General features: G+C 42.9%; 21 protein-coding genes, 1 tRNA gene and 1 rRNA gene. 13 read left to right on the top strand and 10 right to left on the bottom strand.

Going from position 1 to position 20,487, the window contains the following annotated elements; genetic code table 11:
• Positions 1-95 precede the first annotated feature (95 nt).
• Positions 96-211: ribosomal RNA gene (rrf, locus tag L4D20_RS23450) — 5S ribosomal RNA — on the top strand.
• A gap of 67 nt (positions 212-278) precedes the next feature.
• Positions 279-355: transfer RNA gene (locus tag L4D20_RS23445), tRNA-Asp, on the top strand.
• Between the two features lie 177 nt (positions 356-532).
• Here L4D20_RS23445 and L4D20_RS23440 read toward each other — a convergent pair.
• The 5 genes from L4D20_RS23440 to hemC all read right to left on the bottom strand — a co-directional run bounded on the left by L4D20_RS23440 (position 533) and on the right by hemC (position 5,088).
• A complete protein-coding gene (locus L4D20_RS23440; RefSeq protein ID WP_428803999.1) occupies positions 533-853 on the bottom strand; it encodes a c-type cytochrome in 321 nt (106 codons plus the stop codon).
• A gap of 117 nt (positions 854-970) precedes the next feature.
• The gene (locus L4D20_RS23435; protein WP_428803998.1) at positions 971-2,152 is read right to left on the bottom strand and encodes a heme biosynthesis protein HemY; all 1,182 of its coding nucleotides are present in this window, start codon (positions 2,150-2,152) and stop codon (positions 971-973) included.
• Positions 2,152-3,399: a uroporphyrinogen-III C-methyltransferase gene (locus L4D20_RS23430; RefSeq protein ID WP_428803997.1), complete on the bottom strand. Its 1,248-nt coding sequence runs from the start codon at positions 3,397-3,399 to the stop codon at positions 2,152-2,154. The genes L4D20_RS23435 and L4D20_RS23430 overlap by 1 nt, the downstream gene beginning before the upstream one ends.
• A gap of 15 nt (positions 3,400-3,414) precedes the next feature.
• Positions 3,415-4,146 (bottom strand): uroporphyrinogen-III synthase, encoded by a 732-nt coding sequence (locus tag L4D20_RS23425; RefSeq protein ID WP_428803996.1) that lies wholly within the window; start codon positions 4,144-4,146, stop codon positions 3,415-3,417.
• A gap of 3 nt (positions 4,147-4,149) precedes the next feature.
• Entirely contained in the window at positions 4,150-5,088 is a 939-nt protein-coding gene (gene hemC / locus L4D20_RS23420; protein WP_428803995.1) for a hydroxymethylbilane synthase, read from the bottom strand.
• Between the two features lie 346 nt (positions 5,089-5,434).
• On the opposite strand from hemC, the gene L4D20_RS23415 reads away from it, so the two are divergent.
• The gene (locus L4D20_RS23415) at positions 5,435-7,963 is read left to right on the top strand and encodes a class I adenylate cyclase (protein ID WP_428803994.1); all 2,529 of its coding nucleotides are present in this window, start codon (positions 5,435-5,437) and stop codon (positions 7,961-7,963) included.
• A 95-nt stretch (positions 7,964-8,058) separates the two neighbouring features.
• Here the strand turns inward: L4D20_RS23415 and cyaY are convergent, their stop codons facing one another.
• Entirely contained in the window at positions 8,059-8,373 is a 315-nt protein-coding gene (gene cyaY / locus L4D20_RS23410) for an iron donor protein CyaY (RefSeq protein ID WP_428803993.1), read from the bottom strand.
• A gap of 75 nt (positions 8,374-8,448) precedes the next feature.
• Here cyaY and lptM point away from each other — a divergent pair, with 75 nt between their 5' ends.
• From lptM to yigB, 6 genes are read left to right on the top strand one after another with little or no spacing between them, the layout of a single operon-like run.
• Positions 8,449-8,565: an LPS translocon maturation chaperone LptM gene (gene lptM / locus L4D20_RS23405; protein WP_428803992.1), complete on the top strand. Its 117-nt coding sequence runs from the start codon at positions 8,449-8,451 to the stop codon at positions 8,563-8,565.
• Between the two features lie 50 nt (positions 8,566-8,615).
• Positions 8,616-9,869 carry a diaminopimelate decarboxylase gene (gene lysA, locus L4D20_RS23400; RefSeq protein ID WP_428803991.1) on the top strand — a complete coding sequence of 418 codons (1,254 nt, stop codon included), beginning with the start codon at positions 8,616-8,618 and terminating at the stop codon, positions 9,867-9,869.
• A 10-nt stretch (positions 9,870-9,879) separates the two neighbouring features.
• Positions 9,880-10,710, top strand: coding sequence for a diaminopimelate epimerase (gene dapF, locus L4D20_RS23395; protein ID WP_428803990.1), 831 nt, complete (start codon positions 9,880-9,882; stop codon positions 10,708-10,710).
• Positions 10,711-10,754: 44 nt separating this feature from the next.
• Positions 10,755-11,462 (top strand): DUF484 family protein, encoded by a 708-nt coding sequence (locus L4D20_RS23390; protein ID WP_428803989.1) that lies wholly within the window; start codon positions 10,755-10,757, stop codon positions 11,460-11,462.
• Complete coding sequence (gene xerC, locus L4D20_RS23385) at positions 11,431-12,363, top strand: tyrosine recombinase XerC (protein WP_428803988.1); 933 nt, start codon at positions 11,431-11,433, stop codon at positions 12,361-12,363. The genes L4D20_RS23390 and xerC overlap by 32 nt, the downstream gene beginning before the upstream one ends.
• Positions 12,364-13,077, top strand: a complete 714-nt coding sequence (gene yigB, locus L4D20_RS23380) for a 5-amino-6-(5-phospho-D-ribitylamino)uracil phosphatase YigB (protein ID WP_428803987.1) — start codon at positions 12,364-12,366, stop codon at positions 13,075-13,077.
• A 13-nt stretch (positions 13,078-13,090) separates the two neighbouring features.
• On the opposite strand, the gene L4D20_RS23375 is transcribed toward yigB, so the two are convergent.
• The 4 genes from L4D20_RS23375 to L4D20_RS23360 all read right to left on the bottom strand — a co-directional run bounded on the left by L4D20_RS23375 (position 13,091) and on the right by L4D20_RS23360 (position 16,944).
• Positions 13,091-13,759 carry a tRNA-uridine aminocarboxypropyltransferase gene (locus tag L4D20_RS23375; protein WP_428803986.1) on the bottom strand — a complete coding sequence of 223 codons (669 nt, stop codon included), beginning with the start codon at positions 13,757-13,759 and terminating at the stop codon, positions 13,091-13,093.
• A gap of 8 nt (positions 13,760-13,767) precedes the next feature.
• Complete coding sequence (locus L4D20_RS23370) at positions 13,768-14,802, bottom strand: COG3650 family protein (RefSeq protein ID WP_428803985.1); 1,035 nt, start codon at positions 14,800-14,802, stop codon at positions 13,768-13,770.
• A gap of 147 nt (positions 14,803-14,949) precedes the next feature.
• Positions 14,950-15,777 carry a Cof-type HAD-IIB family hydrolase gene (locus tag L4D20_RS23365; protein WP_428803984.1) on the bottom strand — a complete coding sequence of 276 codons (828 nt, stop codon included), beginning with the start codon at positions 15,775-15,777 and terminating at the stop codon, positions 14,950-14,952.
• Positions 15,778-15,957: 180 nt separating this feature from the next.
• Positions 15,958-16,944 carry an alpha/beta fold hydrolase gene (locus L4D20_RS23360; protein WP_428803983.1) on the bottom strand — a complete coding sequence of 329 codons (987 nt, stop codon included), beginning with the start codon at positions 16,942-16,944 and terminating at the stop codon, positions 15,958-15,960.
• A 77-nt stretch (positions 16,945-17,021) separates the two neighbouring features.
• On the opposite strand from L4D20_RS23360, the gene rhtB reads away from it, so the two are divergent.
• The 4 genes from rhtB to L4D20_RS23340 all read left to right on the top strand — a co-directional run bounded on the left by rhtB (position 17,022) and on the right by L4D20_RS23340 (position 20,482).
• A complete protein-coding gene (rhtB, locus tag L4D20_RS23355; protein WP_428803982.1) occupies positions 17,022-17,639 on the top strand; it encodes a homoserine/homoserine lactone efflux protein in 618 nt (205 codons plus the stop codon).
• Positions 17,640-17,675: 36 nt separating this feature from the next.
• On the top strand, positions 17,676-18,902 hold the full coding sequence (locus L4D20_RS23350; protein ID WP_428803981.1) for an EAL and HDOD domain-containing protein: 1,227 nt from the start codon (positions 17,676-17,678) through the stop codon (positions 18,900-18,902).
• Between the two features lie 218 nt (positions 18,903-19,120).
• Entirely contained in the window at positions 19,121-19,456 is a 336-nt protein-coding gene (locus tag L4D20_RS23345; protein WP_428803980.1) for a metalloregulator ArsR/SmtB family transcription factor, read from the top strand.
• Between the two features lie 24 nt (positions 19,457-19,480).
• The gene (locus tag L4D20_RS23340; RefSeq protein WP_428803979.1) at positions 19,481-20,482 is read left to right on the top strand and encodes an ArsJ-associated glyceraldehyde-3-phosphate dehydrogenase; all 1,002 of its coding nucleotides are present in this window, start codon (positions 19,481-19,483) and stop codon (positions 20,480-20,482) included.
• Positions 20,483-20,487 lie beyond the last annotated feature (5 nt).

Genomic DNA, 20,487 nt, shown 5'->3' with positions numbered 1-20,487 from the left:
AACACCCAAGGGGTTTTGATTGGACTCAAAGCAAGAACATATTTGAATGTGTAGACAGAACTTTTATTAATCAGTTTTCCGAATTTTAGAATTTGCTTGGCGACCATAGCGTTGCGGACCCACCTGATCCCATGCCGAACTCAGAAGTGAAACGCAGTAGCGCCGATGGTAGTGTGGGGTTTCCCCATGTGAGAGTAGGACATCGCCAGGCTTTAAATATCGTTTTTAGGTCAAGACCTAAAAACAGATGGACACTTGCTTTGCAAATATGCCACTGCGGAGTGGTAGTTCAGTTGGTTAGAATACCGGCCTGTCACGCCGGGGGTCGCGGGTTCGAGTCCCGTCCACTCCGCCATTATACAAAAAAGCCCGATTCGAAAGAGTCGGGCTTTTTTACGTCTGTAATAAAGTAATAAATCGAAGTTGGCGTCTATAAATAGTAACTGAGTCTGCCTTCCGATAATCGGATACGTTTATGTATTCCAATTTACTCTGTTATTTACACGGAAAATCCAAAGGAAAAAGATCTAAGCTATTCGTTGATCTTTCTTATATACGAAAATATCTCTTTCACATCCTCTTCAGATAATACTGCCCCCCAAGCCGGCATGCCCTCGTTCCCATTTAATACAGTATCAATCAGCTCATCTTCAGTCTCAAACCAAGACGTTAACCCTGAGTAAATGTTTGATGGGGCTTCAGCTAAACTACTGGCGGCTAATCCGTCACCATGACCTAGCTCTCCATGGCAAGTAGCGCATAGGCTTTGATAGTTCTTTTCTCCATTAGATTCATTGGCTAATACGAAAGGAGTGGTGAAGATGATAGCTAGAGAGAGTATTAGAGTTTTCAAACGTAGACCCGCATTGTTTAGTTTTATTTATAGTAAGCGGTTGTCCGTGGATTTTATGTGAAAAAATGCCGACAACGTTGTCGGCATTTTTATTCGTTTTAAGGTGTTAGTAATAGGTTAGCTGTTGTTTACTAACATAAGAGCCTTCTTCGAGACTTCATGTGCTGCTTTCGACATGTCTTGTTTCTCGAGTGCGTCTGCAAGATAAGCATAATCTGAGACGTTTGAGCGAATAGAGAGTGCAGTCTCTAAGTGAGTCTGTGCATCCTTCCAGTTACTTTCCCTTAGATAAAACTGAGCAAGTGCACTGTGAGCAGCAGCGTTTGTATTGTCTTTTTTGATTGTTGTTTTTAGTAACTGAATAGGTGGATGAGTATCTGTTAGGTTCATTTCAGGGAGCAACTCAAATAACTCAGGCGTAGTATGTTTCTTTAGAGATTCCTTTAGAACTATATACGCTTCGTTATCCGCTTTTCTACCGATAAGTTGCTTTATAAAGCAAGTAATTAAGTGACTGTCTGTTTTGACTTTCTTAGGTAACTTATCCCAGTGAGTGATCAAGCCTTCACTGCCTTTTTGTACGGCAATTTCAGTTAAAAGACCACACTGTGCTTTTTGCAAAATAGCAGCTTGTTCTTCACTACCGATGAGTTTGGCTTTGATAAGTTTAGGTGAAAGCTCAATGAGCGGCTGCCAAAGCTTAAGCTCTAGATAAACGGTTTTAAGCAGATTCAATAGAATAGAATTATTAGGGTACTCATTTTTTAAGTTAGACAAGGTATCAAATGCTAACTCATACTCAGCCTCACGGACTTGTTGCTTGGCTTTAGTTAGCTCTACAGCTAGGTGAGCATTCTCTTGTTCACTTGCTTTTGTTAGGTAATGATCTCGCTTTTGTTTGTCACCCATGCCTTGTGCCGCTTCTGAGGCCACGAGGTAACAGAGTAAAGGCATGTCATGATGGTTAGCCCATCGCATGACCTTTTTTTCTGCGACTTTTAAATCGCCTTCCAGAAGCTTAATGATTCCTTCATTTGTATATCGACGAGAACGTCTTAATTTTCTTACACTAAACCAATTCCAAGTTGTGGAACTGGTACGTAGTGCTTTTTTTATTAAAAACTCTAATAGGAATAGTGCCGCTAGAGTAGCAATGATGAAGATTACCAAGGTGGTAACGCTCATTTCGATGGTTTTGTTAGCCACCGAGATCAGCACATAGCCTTGCTGCCCTGCGAATTGAGTCCCTGCGAATAACCCTAGACCCAGAACGACAAATAGGAATATAGAACGAAACATTACTTATCCTCCGTAACTAAGGTAGTGACTTCGCGACGTAGCCGTTCAGTAATAACGTCTGAAAGGATATTTTGTGTTTGTAGTTTATCAGGGTAATCAACTTCAATACTTTGTTTACCAAGAAATGCCAACGATGCATTGAACTCTTTTACTGTATTGTCATCGGCATTAAAGAAAGACGTGGACCACTGATGTGCGGTCGTTAACGCGGTTGCATAGATCTCTTCTTGCTCTACATATGTCGCTTTAATTGCCGTCTCAATCTTAGCTTTAACGTTCTCTCTCAGATAAAAATCTTGCTGAGGGGAGAGCAAAGGTATGACATTGCCATCACGAGTTCGGTAAGTGATGAAATTCTCAGAGAAGTCTTTAATAGACGTCATTAAGTTTGTCTGCCAGTCGTATATGTCTTGCGAGACTACTGCTTTTTCTTGTGCTTGTGCTTCAGGGAGAATAGCGTTGGCTAAAGGCAGTGAGTTCACTTGTTGCTGTAACGCAGTAAGTCGTAGAACCAACCCATCGCGGTCAATAATAGGCACCGATTTTAGGTGTGTGATGTCATTCGCCATTGCTTTGCGAAGTGGGACTAAGCTTGGGTCATTTAGAGACGCGATTCGTTGGTCTGCACTCTCCATCAACTTTGTTGCACTGACAACGTCTTGTTCTAGAAATAGCTTACGGCCGGCAAGCTTAACGAGGTAATCAGCTTCAGCGAGTAGCCAATCATTTGGACGGCGGCCTTTCACATCAGCAATCGCAAGTTGAAGGCTTTCTATACTCTTTTGTTGTTGAGTAAGAACCACTTCACTGCGGTGGGATATTTGAGATGCTTGCTTAATAGTCTCTTTTTGGGCAGCTTCTAATCGACTAGTTAACTCTAATTGAGAGGAGGATATTTCAGCCTTTAATGATGCTATTTGCGCCAAGTGTGATTCATTCTGCTGCTGAATCTTGTAGGTTAGTGCTCCGCCAACTAATAGAGATAAAATGATCGCTGCAATGCTTAGTTTACGTGATTTCTTTGCAGGAGGTTGATCCGAGGTTTTGTTACTCGAGCCTTTTGTTATGGTTTTTTCCTGCTTTTCTTTTTCTACGGTGCTCTTTGGTGCCGCTTCTTTTATTGTTTCAGGCGCCGCTGATTTATCAGATGCGATTATGGCGTCACTGGTGTTTGATATAGCATCTGCTGATGTTGGCTTCTGTTTTTTTTCAGGTTCAATATGCTCGTTATTTTTTTTACTTGTCATTGCTTATAGTCCTGTTTATTTAAGCTGGAGAGCAGTCACTAAATCATGGTTGGAAGCACTACCGGTATTCGTGACTGAGTTAAATCCTAATTTTTTCGCATCGAGTGCAATACGTTCACTTGGTACTAATAGGTGTAACTGAAAAAGCCAGTTTTTATTGTTTGGATTTACTTGAGAAGTGAAGAAGTTCAGTTGCCCTGTGCTAGTGATAACAAGGGTATCAACACCTTGTTGTTGCCATTGAGCAATTAGAATTTCAGATGAAAAGTGTAGATAATTTCTTTGGTAAACTTCTCTATATTCCACGTTGGCTAAACGTTTTAATAATGTGTCGTAAATGAGTTCACGCCCACCGTCACCCCGTAAAATCACGATGCGCTTGTTCTCAATTGACTGAAGAGGTTCTAGCGCTAATAAGTGCTCGCTATCTCCAACCTCTGGGTAGTGTACTTTTTGTTGGCACAGTTTGCTTAAAATCTGTGCTGTTTTTTGACCGACCGCAATATAGGTCGGATGAGTTGGCCAAAATTCTGAATTGTTCTGTAAGGCTTGGTGAGCGAAATTGACGGCATGTTGACTGACAGCAATGACAATATCGAAGCTATTGAGCTGATTGAGAAGGGTATTAAGGTCTGGATCAGGGGTAATCGAAATCAACGGATGGTGGAGAGCTTTTATCCCCACCTCCGATAGCTGTTGGCAAAGCTGAAGCCCTTGTGATTCAGGGCGAGTTACCAATACTGCCATAGATTATTCGTGCTCAGCGTACAACTTAGAGAGAATCTCTTTTGCACCATCATCAAGCAGTTGATTAGCGAGGGTTACGCCAAGTTGCTCTGCTTGCGCTCTTGGTCCGCGAATCTCACCACGTACCATTTTAGAACCATCTGGCTCACCGACTAAAGCTCTTAACCAGATGTCATCGCCATCCAGTAATGAATAGCTACCAATCGGAACTTGGCAACCGCCTTCAAGTGTCAAGTTCATTGCTCGTTCGCAGAGAACGCGATCAGCGGTGTCAGCATGGTTTAAAGGCTCAAGTAGTTTAATTAAACGCTCATCGTCAAGACGACACTCGATACCCACAGCGCCTTGTCCAACAGCAGGAAGTGACTGCTCTGGTTCAATAAAACTACGAATACGTTCCTCAAGTTTTAAACGTTTTAGGCCGGCAGCTGCAAGCACAATTGCATCGTAGTCACCCGCATCAAGTTTGCCTAAACGAGTTCCAACGTTGCCGCGTAGCTCTTTGATGATCAGATCTGGGCGAGCTTCTAGTAGCTGGCATTGACGGCGAAGGCTACAAGTACCAACAATTGCACCTTGTGGAAGTTCTTCTATAGATTGATATTTATGAGAAACAAAGGCATCGCGTGGGTCTTCACGCTCACAGATAGTGACTAAGCCTAAGCCTTCAGGAAAATCAACAGGAACATCTTTCATTGAGTGAACCGCTAAATCAGCACGTCCTTCAAGCATCGCGATTTCAAGCTCTTTAACGAAGAGGCCTTTACCGCCTACTTTTGCTAAAGGTGTATCAAGGATGATGTCTCCTTTAGTCACCATCGTTACTAGCTCAACTTCAAGACCTGGGTGTGCATTTTGAAGGGCATCTCTGACAAAATAAGCTTGCCATAGAGCGAGTGGGCTTTTACGAGTGGCGATACGGATAGGTGCGTTCTGAGTCATGAATATCTCAATTGATTGACATTTTGTCTTCATCCTACCATTCCAATAGTGAAATTCTTACTACTAGATCGCGTGGTTTTCATATTGATGAACGGTTAGCAGAAATAGCTCAAAATTGTGTGAGCTACATCTCGTTTATAATATGAGCTATTATTAGAAATGCGAGTTAACTACGACACTATGTAAAAAATAAATGCTGAAGATGATGGTGAAGTGCTTTCTTGCGTGAGCGCGGTTCAATTCTTTACCAAATCGAATAAAAGTGTTAGATTGATCACGTTTTGGCATTGTGTTTTGCTCGAAAGATGAACGAAATACAAAATTATAATTCAATCAAGGAATTACCTTGCAGGCTTATACACAGACTTTAATCCAACGATTAGATCGCTTAAACCAGCAACGCATTGAGCGTGCGCTGGCGCTAATGGATCTACAAGGTCAACGTGTATTCAATCTCATCCCACTGCTTTTTCATTTTAATCATCCCATTATTCCTGGTTATAAGGATTGCAATATTCCTTATGGCATCAGTGGCTTTGAAGCGACAGCGACTCAAAGAACTTATATAGAAGACACGGAAAAAACGGTCAATCAAACGTTAAAAACGTCTGACTCACCAGCTATCCTTGGTTTGTATACCATGGGAAGTACTTCTTCTATCGGTCAGAGCACGTCAAGTGATTTGGATATTTGGGTTTGTGTCTCTCCAGAGATGAATAGAGAAGATAGAGAAAACCTAACCAGTAAATGTTTAGGGATTACTGAGTGGGCTAAAACGCAAGGTATTGAAGCCAATTTCTTCTTGATGGATGAGACTCGCTTTAAAAGTAATTATTCTGAAGAGATGACCGGTGACAACTGTGGCTCATCTCAACACCTGCTACTTCTTGATGAATTCTATCGCTCAGCTGTTCGACTTTCGGGTCAGCGCCTATTGTGGCAAATCGTTCCTCCAGAGATGGAAGAGTGCTATGACGATTACGTCAAAGACCTCTGTAGTAAAGGCGATATTGACTGCAATGAATGGATCGACTTTGGCAAGCTTAACCGAATCCCTGCCGAAGAGTACTTTGGTTCGAACCTCTGGCAATTATATAAAAGTATCGATTCTCCGTATAAATCGGTATTAAAAGCGATACTGCTTGAAGCTTATTCGTGGGAATACCCAAATACGCAGTTATTAAGCCTTGATACTAAGCGTCGCTTCTTCGCACATGAACCTGATTTGTATGGAATGGATGCGTACTATCTCATGTTAGAGAAGGTAACGCGCTATCTTGAGCGTATCGGTGATGAAGCACGCTTGGATTTAGTTCGACGTTGTTTCTATCTGAAAACTCATGAGAAGCTTTCTCGTGACCCGGGTGCAGGCTCTGTCGCGTGGCGACGTGAAGCTCTGACGGACATGACAACAAAGTGGAATTGGGATTCATCGGTTATTTCTGAACTTGACGATCGCCGTCATTGGAAAGTCGAGCAAGTAAAAGTGGTGCATCATGCACTGCTTGATGCCTTGATGCAGAGCTACCGAAACCTGATTCAATTTGCCCGTAAAAATGATATTACCTCTGCGATTAGCCCTCAAGACATCAGTATTTTGGCACGTAAACTGTACGCTGCATTTGAGGTGCTTCCGGGCAAGGTGACTCTGCTTAACCCGCAGATTTCCCCAGATTTGCATGAATCTGATTTAACCTTTATTGAAGTACAAGATAACCGATCTAATTTACCTGGTTGGTATTTGTATAAACAGCCGCTGATCCCTCATCGTATCATCGGTCAGCCTAGCCTTGAGCATCACGAGTATCTTAGTAAGCTTGTTGCTTGGGCGTTCTTTAACGGCATGATTACAGAATCGACTCGTTTACATTCCGTTGTTCGTAAAGCTCAGCTCGATATTGATAAGTTTTATCAGATGGTGAGTGACTTACGTAACACGTTCTCACTGCGTAAGCGTCGCCCTAGCATGCAAGCACTGGCTAGTCCGTGTGAAATTAGCCAATTGGCGATGTTTATTAATTTTGAATGTGATCCTACCGCTGAGATCAATACCAAGACGACACGAGTCGACATGAAAGATGTCGATATATTTAGCTTTGGTGAGAAGCAACGTAGCTTGGTTGGCAGTGTAGACTTGGTTTATCGTAACTCTTGGCATGAAGTGCGTACGTTGCACTTTCAAGGTGAAACCGCGATCTTGGATGCGTTGAAAACCGTATTGGGCAAGATGCACCAAGATGCGATCCCACCAGAGTCTGTGGATGTTTTCTGTTACGCGAAAAACTTCCGTGGTGCGATTCGAAATACGGTCTATCAGCTACTCGCAGAGTGTATCGATTTACGTTTGAAACCGATTGAACAAGAGAAGCGTCGTCGATTTAAAGCGATGCGCATTGGCCAGCAGATGTACGGCCTGTTTTTTGAGCGTCGTGGCGTGTCGGTTCAAAAGCTTGAAAACTCGATTGATTTTTATCGGAGTATTTCGACCAATAAGTTAAATGGCTCACCTCTGTTGATGCTCGACAAAGAGCAGGATCGTCAACTACCTGAAATCATCGACGCCTTTGCGAGTGAAGGTTTGGTGCAGTTCTTCTTTGAAGATACTGACAAAGGGTTCAATATTTACGTACTCGATGAAAGTAATCTAAGTGAAGTTTATCACCAGTTCAGCGGTGAAAAAGACGAAATGATTGCGAGTGTAAATACTTTCTATACGTCAGCGCAGGATGAAAACCTACTGCCTGCAAAACAGATTAACTTTAATCTTCCTCAGTATTATCAAATTGTTCACCCTGAAGAAGGTGAAAGTTATGTCGTACCTTATCGTAACGACAACACAACCTATTCCAAGCCATCGCGAGCAGTGAATGCATAGCTAGTTGCGATGTACAGAAAGTGACGTAATAAAAAAAGAGTACCCTTAAAGGTACTCTTTTTTGTTTGAATCACGAGTTATTGAATCTCAGTGACTTATGGCCACTCAATTGTTTCATCAGCGTGTTTTTCACATTCTTGCTTCACCATAGAGAAAAACTCTTGGCCAGTTTTAGAACAAATCCACTGATCTTCAATTTGTTTAAAATGAAATCCGCCAGATTTAGACGCTAGCCATATCTCATGCATTGGCTCTTGTCGGTTCACAATGATCTGACTTCTATCATCAAACTCAAGGGTTAGTACGTTTCCAGAGCTCTCAAAATCAATATCTGCACCTGACTCATCAATCGCATCTTCAATGCGTTGCATCTGTAAATCGACCTCTTGATGAAATTCCGTATCGTTCATCTCTTCTATCCTATTGCTTTTCTTGATTGTGGTGCGATTATAGGGGGCATTGAATCAATAATCACGAGATGCAAAATGAAAAAATCGATCGTAGCACTATTTATGCTCTCTATTTTTACACTTGCAGGTTGTGGGCAGACGGGCGGACTTTACATGCCAGAAGATGCCGCACAAAATGAACAAGCTCAATAAACAACGAAGTTCTATAAAAAGATCAGTCAAAATTTAGTAAGGAAAACACTTTGGATTATTTCAACTACCAGGATGATGGCCAGTTATGGGCTGAAGATACCCCGTTAACGAGTCTAGTTGAGCAATATGGCTCACCTTTGTACGTTTACTCTCGAGCAACGCTTGAGCGCCATTGGAACGCATTTGATAAATCCGTTGGTGAGCACCCTCATCTTGTCTGTTATGCCGTGAAAGCCAATTCTAACTTAGGTGTACTGAACGCACTTGCGCGTATTGGTTCAGGGTTTGATATCGTATCTGGTGGTGAACTAGAGCGTGTTATTGCGGCAGGTGGTGATCCAAAGAAAGTTGTTTTCTCCGGTGTTGGTAAAACTGAAGCTGAAATGAAGCGTGCATTAGAGCTTGAGATCAAATGCTTTAACGTTGAATCTGAACCAGAACTTGAACGGCTTAACAAAGTCGCGAAGTCATTGAATGTCATTGCGCCAATCTCTCTGCGTATCAATCCTGATGTTGATGCGAAGACACACCCTTACATCTCAACGGGTCTTCGTGACAATAAGTTTGGTATCGCATTTGATAGAGCACCTGCAGTCTACAAATTTGCTCAAAGCCTCGAAAATCTAAATATACAAGGTATTGATTGCCACATTGGCTCTCAATTGACTGACTTAGCCCCGTTTATCGATGCGACAGATCGTTTGCTTGCTTTGATTGACCAATTAAAAGCCGATGGCATTAACATTGTGCATTTGGATGTTGGTGGTGGTTTAGGGGTTGTATATCGTGATGAACAGCCACCGCAGCCATCTGATTACGCGAAAGCACTACTGTCTCGTTTATCAAATCACCCTGAGATTGAGCTTATCTTTGAACCTGGTCGTGCCATTGCTGCCAATGCAGGTATCTTGCTGACTAAGGTAGAGTTCTTAAAGCACACTGAATATAAAAACTTTGCCATCATTGATGCGGCAATGAACGATTTGATGCGCCCAGCACTTTATCAAGCGTGGCAAGATATCGTTCCTGTTGTGCCTAAAAAAGGCGAAGCGCAAACCTACGATATTGTTGGACCTATTTGTGAAACAGGTGATTGTCTAGGTAAAGATCGTAGTTTGGTGTTGGCGGAAGGTGATTTACTTGCGATACGTTCAGCCGGTGCTTATGGTTTTGTTATGTCATCGAACTACAACACCCGAGCTCGCGTCGCTGAAGTTATGGTAGATGGCGATAAAACACACTTAGTTCGCGAACGTGAAGAGCTATCTAGCCTATGGGCTCTTGAAAACATCTTACCGGAGTAACGGCAGCACTATGCATTTCCATTTTTCTAAAATGCACGGATTGGGTAATGACTTTATGGTCGTTGACTGCATTACCCAAAACATCTTTTTCTCACCAGATCTGATTCGCCGTTTAGCAAATCGTCATACTGGTGTGGGTTTTGACCAGCTGTTAGTGGTTGAAGCACCCTATGATCCGGAAACTGATTTTCACTATCGCATTTTTAATGCTGACGGTAGTGAAGTCGAGCAGTGTGGTAACGGTGCACGCTGCTTTGCTCGTTTCGTTAGAATGAAGGGACTCACCAATAAATTTACCGTTAGTGTGAGCACTAAAAAAGGCAAAATGGTCCTGAGCCTTGAAGAAGATGATCAGGTAACTGTCGATATGGGCGAACCTGTGTTTGAACCGAGTAAGATCCCGTTCAAAGCGAAGCAGACTGAAAAAACCTATATTTTGCGTACAGATGAACACACCCTGTTCTGTGGTGCGGTCAGCATGGGTAACCCTCATGTTGTTACTGTGGTTGATGATGTGGACAACACTGATGTCGATACATTAGGACCACTGCTTGAATCGCATGAACGCTTCCCTGAGCGTGTTAACGCAGGCTTTATGCAAGTGGTTAGCCGTGAGGAAGTTCGTTTACGTGTCTATGAACGTGGCGCAGGTGAAACCAATGCATGTGGTAGTGGCGCGTGTGGCGCTGTTGCGATTGGTATTGTGCAAGGCCTTCTCGATAGCTCCGTAACCGTGCACTTACCGGGTGGTGAGCTTCATATAGAATGGCAGGGCCCTGGCCACCCTCTTTATATGACTGGTCCAGCAACACATGTCTTTGATGGTCAGCTATCTTGTTAGCTTAATTTGCCGTTCAGAAATAAAATGATAATTAAGGATTAATTTTGTCTCATATTGAAGCGGGTGCCTTAACCGCTGAAGTGGTTGCCGAGTATCTTCAAGACAACCCTGATTTCTTTTTACAGCGACGCCCATTGGTCGATCGTTTGTCATTGCCACACCAAGAGCAAGGCGCGGTATCACTGGTCCATATTCAGCTCAATAGACAGCGTTCACGTATTGAAGAGCTCGAAGAAGAGATCACCACGCTCATGTCGCTTGCAGCAAAAAATGATCGCACGTTTCATGAGTTTATGGACTTGCAAGAGCAAGTCTTAAAGTGTGAAGATCTGAATGGTGTATTTATTGCAATCGAAGAGAAAGCAAAGTCACTGTCACTGTTGGCTCATATTCGTCTAGTGGACGCTCAAAAATCTAAATATGCAGCGAAGCAAGAGAGTATCCAACGGTTTGCTGTTAATCACCTAAATGGTAAAGATGCTTATCTAGGACGTTTACGCAAAGCCGATCGTCTTGAATTACTCGGGGAAGAGACTCATGCTCCTGAGCTAGGATCTTATGTTGTACTACCATTGATTAAAGAGAACACATTAGGAGTACTGGCATTTTCTAGTGATGATGGCGGTCACTTCCAACCTCATCTTGATACACTTTTCCTGCGTCATTTAGCATTAGTTGTATCTCACTTAACCAACACTCTTCCTTGGCAAGCAATCGATAATGACCGAGTCTACAGCAGCACTTCCTCATAGTTTACAACGGCCCTTAGAGCGCTTTTATGAATTTCTTAGAAGCGAAAAAGGGCTGAGCCTACATACTCAACGAAATTACAAACAGCAGTTAGAAACTATGGCCCATCACTTAGTCTCGATGGGTCAAGATGAGTGGCAGCAAGTCGATGCTGCTTGGGTAAGGCAGCTTGCCAGTAAAGGTATGCGTGATGGTATGAAAGCCAGTAGCATAGCGACTAGGCTCTCTTGTTTAAGAAGTTTCTTTGATTTCTTGATTCTTCGCGGAGAGTTAAATGCAAACCCTGCAAAAGGGGTCTCTGCACCACGTAAGCAAAGACCATTACCCAAAAATCTCGATGTTGATGAAGTAGGACAACTGCTTGAAGTTGAGAGTGGCGATGATCCTCTTTCAATCCGTGATCGGGCGATGATGGAAGTGATGTATGGCGCAGGACTTCGTTTGGCTGAATTGGTTGGAATTAACCTAAAAGATGTTCGTGCTAGCGCGGGTGAAATCCGAGTTATTGGTAAAGGTGACAAAGAGCGAAAAGTTCCTTTTTCAGGCGAAGCGAAAGAGTGGGTCGCTAAGTGGTTAAGAGTTCGCTCTGATATGGCGAATAGCGGTGAACAAGCTCTGTTTGTTTCTAAGCAAGGCGTCAGAATTTCGCATCGAAATGTTCAAAAGCGTATGGCGGAATGGGGGCAAAAACAGGGAGTGGCGAGTCATATTAGCCCACACAAACTGCGTCACTCGTTTGCTACGCACGTATTGGAATCCAGTAATAATCTTAGGGCTGTTCAAGAGCTGCTTGGGCATGAAAATATCTCGACGACTCAAATTTATACTCATTTGGACTTTCAACACCTTGCTCAAGCTTATGACGAAGCGCACCCAAGAGCGAAGAAAAAGGACAACAAATAGATGCGTTTTTACCGTAGCATGTCGCCGATTAAAGCAATGACATTTGACCTTGATGATACCTTGTATGATAACCGTCCGATCATTAGACGTGTTGAACAGCAAATTACGAACTGGCTGCATCAGCATCATCCTGTCAGTGCAACTCGATCACTTGGGTGGTGGCAACAGCTAAAAAAAGAGGTTGTGATTGCAGAGCCGCTACTCAAGCACGATGTAACGCAATGGCGATTCGAGCAAGTTTTTCAAGGGCTTTTCCAACTAGGCTACGATAAACAGAAGGCTCAACAGGCTGCGCAAGCGACAATTGAAGAGGTACTGATATTACGGAGTCAGTTTGAAGTGCCTGAAGAGTCTCATCGAGTCTTGAGAATACTCAGTCAGCGTTACCCATTAGTCGCCATCACAAATGGCAACGTGGATGTGAATAAGATTGGATTGAGCCAATACTTCTCACTGGTATTGAAAGCGGGCCCTGACGGGTTGGCAAAACCAGAGGCAGACCTTTTTATTCAGGCGGCTGAGTTTTTAAATCTACAGCCAAAAGAAATTTTGCATGTGGGCGATCACTTAGTGACGGACGTTTTGGGTGCCAAACAAAATGGGTTTCAGGCGTGTTGGTTTAATGATCAAGAAGCCGACCTCATTCATCATAAACACAGTAAGACGCTACCCGATGTCGAAATTAACCGGTTGGACTCACTGCTTCAGTTTTAAGCGGCTCATCGACTCACGATTTGGCTTGGTATTGATGACCACATTTGTCGGCATGGAAGACTTTCATATAATATTGAAAGAATTCCGTGAGCTTTTGCGAAGATATATTCTCTTCTACTGAATTCAATAGTTCAGCCCCAACCTCGAGGGTGCATAAATGCCCCTTGGCTTGATTTCGTCTAAGCTGATAGCTTGAGCTAGAACTCGGTGAAAGGTGGACATGTTGGCAACCTTCTAGCCAAGGAATCTTCTTCGCCATTTTCTTTGCTTCTTGCCATGTACCATCGAGAATAATGAATAACGGTACTTTTTCTATCGATTCAATTTCTTTTCCAGCCGTATTTCTCTTCTCAGTATTTTTTCGCTCAGTATTATTCGATGCAATAGTTTCTACCGCCTTAGAAACAGCAATACTCTGTTCGCTAGGAAACAAAATGAGCGGCTCAAGGTGAGGCTGCTTAATAAGGTCAACGAGTGATTGAGTAGGCGCCGTTCGTTGCCAAATGTGTTGAGAGCAGTGCGTTAAGCTTGCTTGTAACCATTGCCCACTATTGGTTTCTCGAGTGAGTTCGTTTTCATGCATCAGCAGTGCAATATGAATCGAAGACTCAATGCGAGGAATCAAATCACAGACACAGTGAAGTGATAGATGGCAGTCTGGACAATTGATAGAGCTAGTCATCTTGGTGATTACTCGTTAGCAGCGCTATTGGTGGAAAAAAGAGTCAGTCCACCATTGGCAATAGGGTAGAGAACATTGCCAACTTTCTCTTGGCTTGCATTTAATTGCTGGCCATCGCGAGTGAAGATTCGCTCTGAACGTAGGAACTGTCTTTGATGGTGAGTCATCACCACTTGTACCTGATTTGAGTTCAGTTGCTGCCAATAGCCTTTCTCGATGATGGCGGGTTCTCCATTGTTATAATCATAGCGAGTCGTGGCGGTGTGGTCGTTGAATAATGCCATCTTAACGGTGAAGTTAGTACCTTGGGTTGAGGCGGCCTGATAAGAGCCTGTCCAGCCTAACGTTGCATCCTGATTAGAGAGTGTGGCGCAGCCTTTATACTGTTTATCATCAATACTCATCGTGGCTTTCCAGCCGTATAAGCTGTCACTCATGGTGTCATTGCACAGTTTCTCTTCAAGCAAAAGATGACCATTATCAAATTGATATTCACGCGATTTAGTGGAAATGTTGCTCTGTTTTATCGTCAGCGGTTGAGCATCACTCCCCATTTTTTGAAAGACAAACTTGTCCCCTTCGAACGTGCCAGACCAATTTGGCTCCATACCAAATACGCGTGTCGGCTTGAATGGAAGATCACATCGATTTGGATTTTCAGCGGTGAGTAAGCTTATTTGGTCAACCACAAATCGTGCTTCGAAATCAGTATCAAATCCGTGCTGGCTTGGAGTAACCAAATGTCCAATCACTTCACCATATAGTGGTTGATAGGGGCCTCTCACTAGTCGAGTTGCAGCAGGGCGTTGTGTTGAATCTAGTGCTAGCCACAGCTGTTTGTTACTGCCGCATGGAGTAATACTGCTAACCTCATGACCAATCACAACCTCACCACGAAGAACAAACGTCTGTGGTTGGACTGTCTCTGGTTTGTCGAGAGTAGCGTTAACCGATTCTACAGATTGTGTTGATGTGGTGCTGGTGGAGCAAGCTTGAAGAGCTAAGAGTGAGATGAGTAAAGTAGAACGTCCAAATACCTTCATGAGACAGTGACCTTTAAGGATATCAATGGCTGCATTATGGCATAGCGAAGGTAAAAAATAGAAGTGTGATAATAAGGGCAGTGAGGTACTGCCCTAAAGTAGTTCAATTAACGAATGCCTTGTATTACCAAGACTGGTCAATCTATTTTAAATTAGATGCTCTTTCAAATAATGCGCAACAGCATCATCAGCGTTACTACCGATCACTGTGTTATTAGGAAGTGCTTTCATTACTTTATGGTGAGAGGTACTCATGACTAACCCAAGACCTGCCATACTTAGCATTTCAACATCATTCATGCCATCACCAAAGGCGATACAGTTATCGAGTTTAAGGTTAATTGACTGAGCAACTACATCCAGAGCTTCACCCTTAGAAACTTCTGCTGCCATCACTTCTAAGCACCAAGGTGTTGAAAAGGCGATATTGGTTTCGTTACCAAATAGCTCATTGAGCTTGTCTTCAAATTGCACTAAGTAGTCGTGGTCATGATCTGGGTGGGTAAAGAAAATTTTGGCAATGCCGTCAACCGGAGCGTTATCGACGTCAAAAACTTTGTATGTAAAGCCTGATTCATCATGGAAGTTCTTAAGGATCTTATCTTCCTTATTAAGCAGCCACTCATCGTTTTGATAAAGATGAATCATGATATCTGGATCTTGTTTAATCACATCAATTACAGGTTGAACTAGATGTTCAGGAACGTTTTTACTGTACATCAATTGATCGTTTTGATCGTGAACGCGAGCGCCATTTGACGTTACCATGTACGCTGGAATGCCCACTTGCTCACGGATCCCTGCTACATCAACGTGATGACGGCCCGTTGCGAATACAAATGTTAATCCCTTCTCGTGCAACTCTTTTAAGGTACGTTTGGTGAAATCACTGAGTTTGTGGTTTGGCGCAAGTAAGGTGCCATCAAGATCAGAAGCAACGATTTGAAACTGTGAGTAGTTGTCAGCGGTGGTCATAGTACCCTCATAATGCTGGAAGTGGGTCGAGTGGTCGTTTTATATGCTTAGTTTACGTCAAAAATGAGGAAAAAAAGAGGGTAACTTGAATCTCCCCTTTTTCCTCATTTAGCTTAATGAAGCTGCTGATATTTAGCTGAACGGTTCAATGATGATGTTCATTAATAATGATATTGTTAGCTAGTATTGAGAGAAAAAGCTAAGCGTACAATCGAGAGCGTCGTTTCGATAGATATCTTGTTCAAATAACAGTTCATGCTTCGAACCATGAACAATCTTAAGCGCGCATTGTGAGTTGGTTTTAGCGAGCTTTTTTATGAAGCGAACTTGGTCTTTGTTATCTACGATAGAGTCTTCACTGGCCTGCATGACCAACAGCGGAATTTCAATGCGCCTTGTTTGTTGAATACACTGTTTTGTCGCAACCAAACCTTGCCAAACCCAACGATGGCTTGGCCCACCTAGTTTTAGTTGGGGTTTACTTTCATACAAATCTCGAAACCAGTAGTAGCGTGGCTTACTTTGGGTCAGTTGGTTAATCTCAAACGGTTTTGCAAAGTAGCTTTGTTGGCCTGGTGCGTACTGTGGTAAAGCAGTGACCATGCTCATTACTTGAGTAACAGGGATAGCAACAGTGCGTAGTAGCCTTGGCATCGCTATTCCAAACATGGGAGCGCTTAAGGTTGCGGCATCAAAATAATGTTCTGGATTGGTTTGCAAGTAGCGAGTAGCAATTGCTCCACCCATCGAGTGAGCAAGCAAATAGCGTTTCTCATAATGCTCTAGAGAGAATGAGTCTAGCACCTGCTGCATATCTGTTAGATAGTCATCAAACTCATCAACATAGCCCAATTCCGGGTCATCCGTTAAACGCTCTGACATTCCCTGACCTCGATGATCAAAGGAGTAAATATCATAGCCTTGATAGAAAAGGTCATGGAACAGCTCTTGATACTTCCAAGCAGACTCAATTCGACCATTAACGACAACAATTGCTTTGGTGTGTTTAGGATCGGTTATCTGGCACCAGTAAAGCTGGCGCTTATCTCGGGAGGTTAGATACCCTTCCGATCTAAATTGCCAAAGTTGTGAGATATTGGAATTGATAGCTTGCTCAAACGATGACTCTTGAGTATAAGATGAGTTATTCGAGCTCGATTGATTCATAGCATCCTAGTTAATATTTGAGTATTACTGAGGTGTAAATTATGTGGGGCTAAGTTCATTTAGTCGAGGAAAATTACATGGATATGCATATTTGGTTGGCGTACGTGGTTACCGCCATTGTATTTAGTTTAGCTCCAGGTTCAGGTACGGTGAACTCAATCAGCAACGGTTTGAACTATGGCACTAAAAAATCATTGTCTGCAATTGCTGGCCTTCAGCTTGGCTTAGCTTTTCATATTATGCTGGTGGGCGCTGGTATTGGTGCTTTAGTTGCTCAATCTGCCTTGGCATTTAGCATCATTAAATGGGTTGGAGTCGTTTATCTAATTTGGTTGGGTATTCAAAAGTGGCGCGATCAAACAAGCTTAGAAGCGAATGCTGATGGTGCAGAGTTGTCTAATTTAGTACTAATGCGTAACGCGGTTTTAATTAACTTAACCAACCCGAAATCGATCGTCTTCTTGGTGGCACTGTTTCCTCAATTTCTAGATCCGAGTAAAGACCAATTTACTCAATTGCTGGTATTGGGCGTAACAACCGTCGTTATTGATAGTATTATCATGCTTGGGTATACCTCTCTTGCCGCAAAAATGGGCCGATTTATTCGTTCTGAAAGCGTGATGGGGAAGGTAAATCGCGTGTTTGGTTCGATGTTTATGGGATGTGGTGCACTGTTAGCGACCTCAAAAATATGATGAAATGCACTATTCGCTCATAGATACAGAATTACTATGAATAATATTTACGTTGCTCGTCAGCCGATTTTAAACTCTAAGCGGCTGACTTTAGGTTATGAGTTACTGTTTCGTGATGGGGAAAATAATGCCTTCCCTGCGCATATTGATTCAAACCGAGCAACGTATCGTTTAATAGTTGAAAACTTTTTATCTATTGGCACTAATCCTTCAATCGATCGCTCACGCTGCTTTATTAATTTCCCTCACCAAAGTCTCATTAATGGTTTACCTAACATCTTGCCTAAAGATAAAGTTGTTATTGAGGTACTTGAAACTTGTGAGCCGACCGAGCCGTTACTTGTTGCTATTAAAGAGCTCTATCAGCAAGGTTATGTTATTGCCCTCGATGATTTTGTGTATCAGCCTCAATGGCGTCGCTTTTTACCCTATGTTCAAATTGTAAAGGTAGACATCATGGCGATGGGGTTGGCAAAAGCGTGTTTGATGGTGAAGGCGCTTAAAGCCAGTAACAGTCGGTTAAAATTTTTAGCAGAGCGCGTTGAAACGGCTGAAGAGTTTACAGCCACACGATTGGCTGGATTTACGCTTTTTCAAGGTTATTTCTTCAGTAAACCAGAGATCATCAAACAACGTTATATCAGCCCTGATCAACTGATTGCAATGGAGCTATTTAATGAGGTTTGTAAGCCAAATGTAGACTTCGATAAAGTAGAACGCATTATCGCCAAAGACGCTAAGCTCTCTTTTAAGCTGCTAAAGTTTGTTAATACGATGTCGGACCGATTAACTGTACCGATCACAACCTTTCGTCAAGCGCTTCTCTATCTTGGTCAGGATAAGCTCAAGTCTTTTGTTTCATTAACCGTTGCTTCCTTTGTCTCTCGCAATAAACCGCAGGAGCTGTCCAAGTTATCGCTTCAGCGTGCTCAGTTCTGTTTTCTGATGTCACGTAATCCAATGTTTTCAGTCTATCGAGATCAAGCCTTCTTAATTGGTCTCTTTTCGATGCTAGATGCCTTATTAGACTTGTCCCTTGATGATCTCATGGAGCAACTGCCGCTTTGTGATGGTGTTAAAGGAATACTGCTTGAGCGAAGTGGTCCGTTTGGTTCGCTGTTGCTGATGGAGGAGTGTTTTGAGAACGCCGATTGGCAGGGATTGCAAAGCTTTTGTCACACGCTGGAATTAAATGTTGAAGAGGTGATTAGCGCCTTATCTTCTGCGCAAAAGTGGAGCCAACAAGTTAACCAAGTCACGTAAGTTTTTGTTATAAAAGATTAAGTCATAAAAGCTTAGTCCATCAAAGTGTAAGTTATAACTAGCAACGGGCTATCGCTCGCTTCCTACCCTTTATTTAATTGATCTCAATACTCTTAATACCTGTTGTATGAACTTTTTATTGCAGTGCTAATGCACCTATTGACATCAAACAGACTAAAACTAATATATATGGATATGCGTATATGTGAGATTTAAGAATGTTACCACACCAGTTTTTCAAAATGCTTTCTGATGAAACGCGCATGCGATGCCTTCTATTGATCGCAAGAGAAGGGCGGTTATGTGTTTGTGAGCTTACAGGTGCCTTAGAAGAGAGCCAGCCTAAAATATCACGCCATCTTGCACAGCTTCGTCAATCTGGCGTGTTGGTGGATGAACGTGAAGGCCAGTGGGTTTACTACCAGGTTTCGAGCACGCTTCCAGGCTGGCTACGCAAGGTGATAGCGGGCTTAAAAGAGTCCAATTGCCTACAAGAACAATATCAATTAGATGTGCAGCGTTTACAGGAAATGGCTGCGCGTCCTTGCACTTAATTTTATGAATAAGAGAACGAGATAATGACAGTTAAAGTAGGAATTAATGGTTTTGGCCGCATTGGCCGCTTGGCTCTTCGCGCGGCATTTGATTGGCCAGAACTAGAGTTTGTGCTTATCAATGATGTTGCGGGTGACACCAAAACTCTTGCACATTTACTTGAGTTTGATTCGGTTCAAGGCCGTTGGAATCACGAAGCGACGAGTGAAGGTGATGAGATCATCGTTGATGGTCAATGCATCAAGACAACCCAAGAGCGAGACATCAATGTCGTCGATTGGTCTGGCTGTGATGTTGTGATTGAAGCAACAGGAGTCCACCGTAAAACATCGATTTTGAATCAATACTTAGAGCAGGGAGTGAAGCGTGTTGTAGTTAGCGCACCAGTGAAAGAAGAAGGTATTGCGAATATTGTCGTTGGTGTGAACGATGCGATCTTTGATGCAGATAAGCACCGCATTGTTACTGCTGCATCTTGCACAACCAACTGTATTGCACCTGTCGTTAAGGTTATTAATGAAAAGCTTGGCATTGAACAATCTTCATTTACCACAATTCATGACTTAACTAATACTCAGACCATTTTGGATGCGCCGCATAAAGATCTTCGTCGTGCGCGTGCTTGTGGTATGAGCCTTATCCCAACATCAACGGGTTCTGCGACAGCAATTGTAGAAATTTTCCCAGAGCTGAAAGACAGAATCAATGGTCATGCGGTACGTGTTCCATTAGCGAATGCATCACTGACGGATATCGTTTTTGATGTGAAGCGTGATACGACTGCTGAAGAAGTGAATGCAATGCTTAAAGAAGCATCGGAAGGCGAACTGAAGGGAATTCTTGGATTTGAAGATCGCCCGTTGGTATCGATTGATTACCGTGGTGACCAGCGTTCAACGATTGTCGATGCACTATCCACCATGGTTGTTGGTACGCGCATGGTGAAAATTTACGCTTGGTACGATAACGAGATGGGCTACGCAACGCGTACGGCTGAGCTTGTTCGTACTGTTGGCTTGGCTTAAGGAGA

It is taken from the genome of Vibrio kyushuensis (assembly GCF_050337325.1).
GTDB classification, from domain to species: Bacteria; Pseudomonadota; Gammaproteobacteria; order Enterobacterales; family Vibrionaceae; genus Vibrio; species Vibrio kyushuensis.
The sequence above is the reverse complement of the archived record's forward strand: the minus strand, read 5'-3'. Positions and strand labels throughout refer to the sequence as shown.

Coding starts and splice junctions, on each gene's coding strand:
- L4D20_RS23435 (WP_428803998.1), bottom strand. CDS start 2,152: ATGTTTCGTTCTATATTCCTATTTGTCGTTCTGGGTCTAGGGTTATTC.
- L4D20_RS23430 (WP_428803997.1), bottom strand. CDS start 3,399: ATGACAAGTAAAAAAAATAACGAGCATATTGAACCTGAAAAAAAACAG.
- L4D20_RS23425 (WP_428803996.1), bottom strand. CDS start 4,146: ATGGCAGTATTGGTAACTCGCCCTGAATCACAAGGGCTTCAGCTTTGC.
- hemC (WP_428803995.1), bottom strand. CDS start 5,088: ATGACTCAGAACGCACCTATCCGTATCGCCACTCGTAAAAGCCCACTC.
- cyaY (WP_428803993.1), bottom strand. CDS start 8,373: ATGAACGATACGGAATTTCATCAAGAGGTCGATTTACAGATGCAACGC.
- lptM (WP_428803992.1), top strand. CDS start 8,449: ATGAAAAAATCGATCGTAGCACTATTTATGCTCTCTATTTTTACACTT.
- dapF (WP_428803990.1), top strand. CDS start 9,880: ATGCATTTCCATTTTTCTAAAATGCACGGATTGGGTAATGACTTTATG.
- xerC (WP_428803988.1), top strand. CDS start 11,431: ATGACCGAGTCTACAGCAGCACTTCCTCATAGTTTACAACGGCCCTTA.
- yigB (WP_428803987.1), top strand. CDS start 12,364: ATGCGTTTTTACCGTAGCATGTCGCCGATTAAAGCAATGACATTTGAC.
- L4D20_RS23375 (WP_428803986.1), bottom strand. CDS start 13,759: ATGACTAGCTCTATCAATTGTCCAGACTGCCATCTATCACTTCACTGT.
- L4D20_RS23370 (WP_428803985.1), bottom strand. CDS start 14,802: ATGAAGGTATTTGGACGTTCTACTTTACTCATCTCACTCTTAGCTCTT.
- L4D20_RS23365 (WP_428803984.1), bottom strand. CDS start 15,777: ATGACCACCGCTGACAACTACTCACAGTTTCAAATCGTTGCTTCTGAT.
- L4D20_RS23360 (WP_428803983.1), bottom strand. CDS start 16,944: ATGAATCAATCGAGCTCGAATAACTCATCTTATACTCAAGAGTCATCG.
- rhtB (WP_428803982.1), top strand. CDS start 17,022: ATGGATATGCATATTTGGTTGGCGTACGTGGTTACCGCCATTGTATTT.
- L4D20_RS23350 (WP_428803981.1), top strand. CDS start 17,676: ATGAATAATATTTACGTTGCTCGTCAGCCGATTTTAAACTCTAAGCGG.
- L4D20_RS23345 (WP_428803980.1), top strand. CDS start 19,121: ATGTTACCACACCAGTTTTTCAAAATGCTTTCTGATGAAACGCGCATG.
- L4D20_RS23340 (WP_428803979.1), top strand. CDS start 19,481: ATGACAGTTAAAGTAGGAATTAATGGTTTTGGCCGCATTGGCCGCTTG.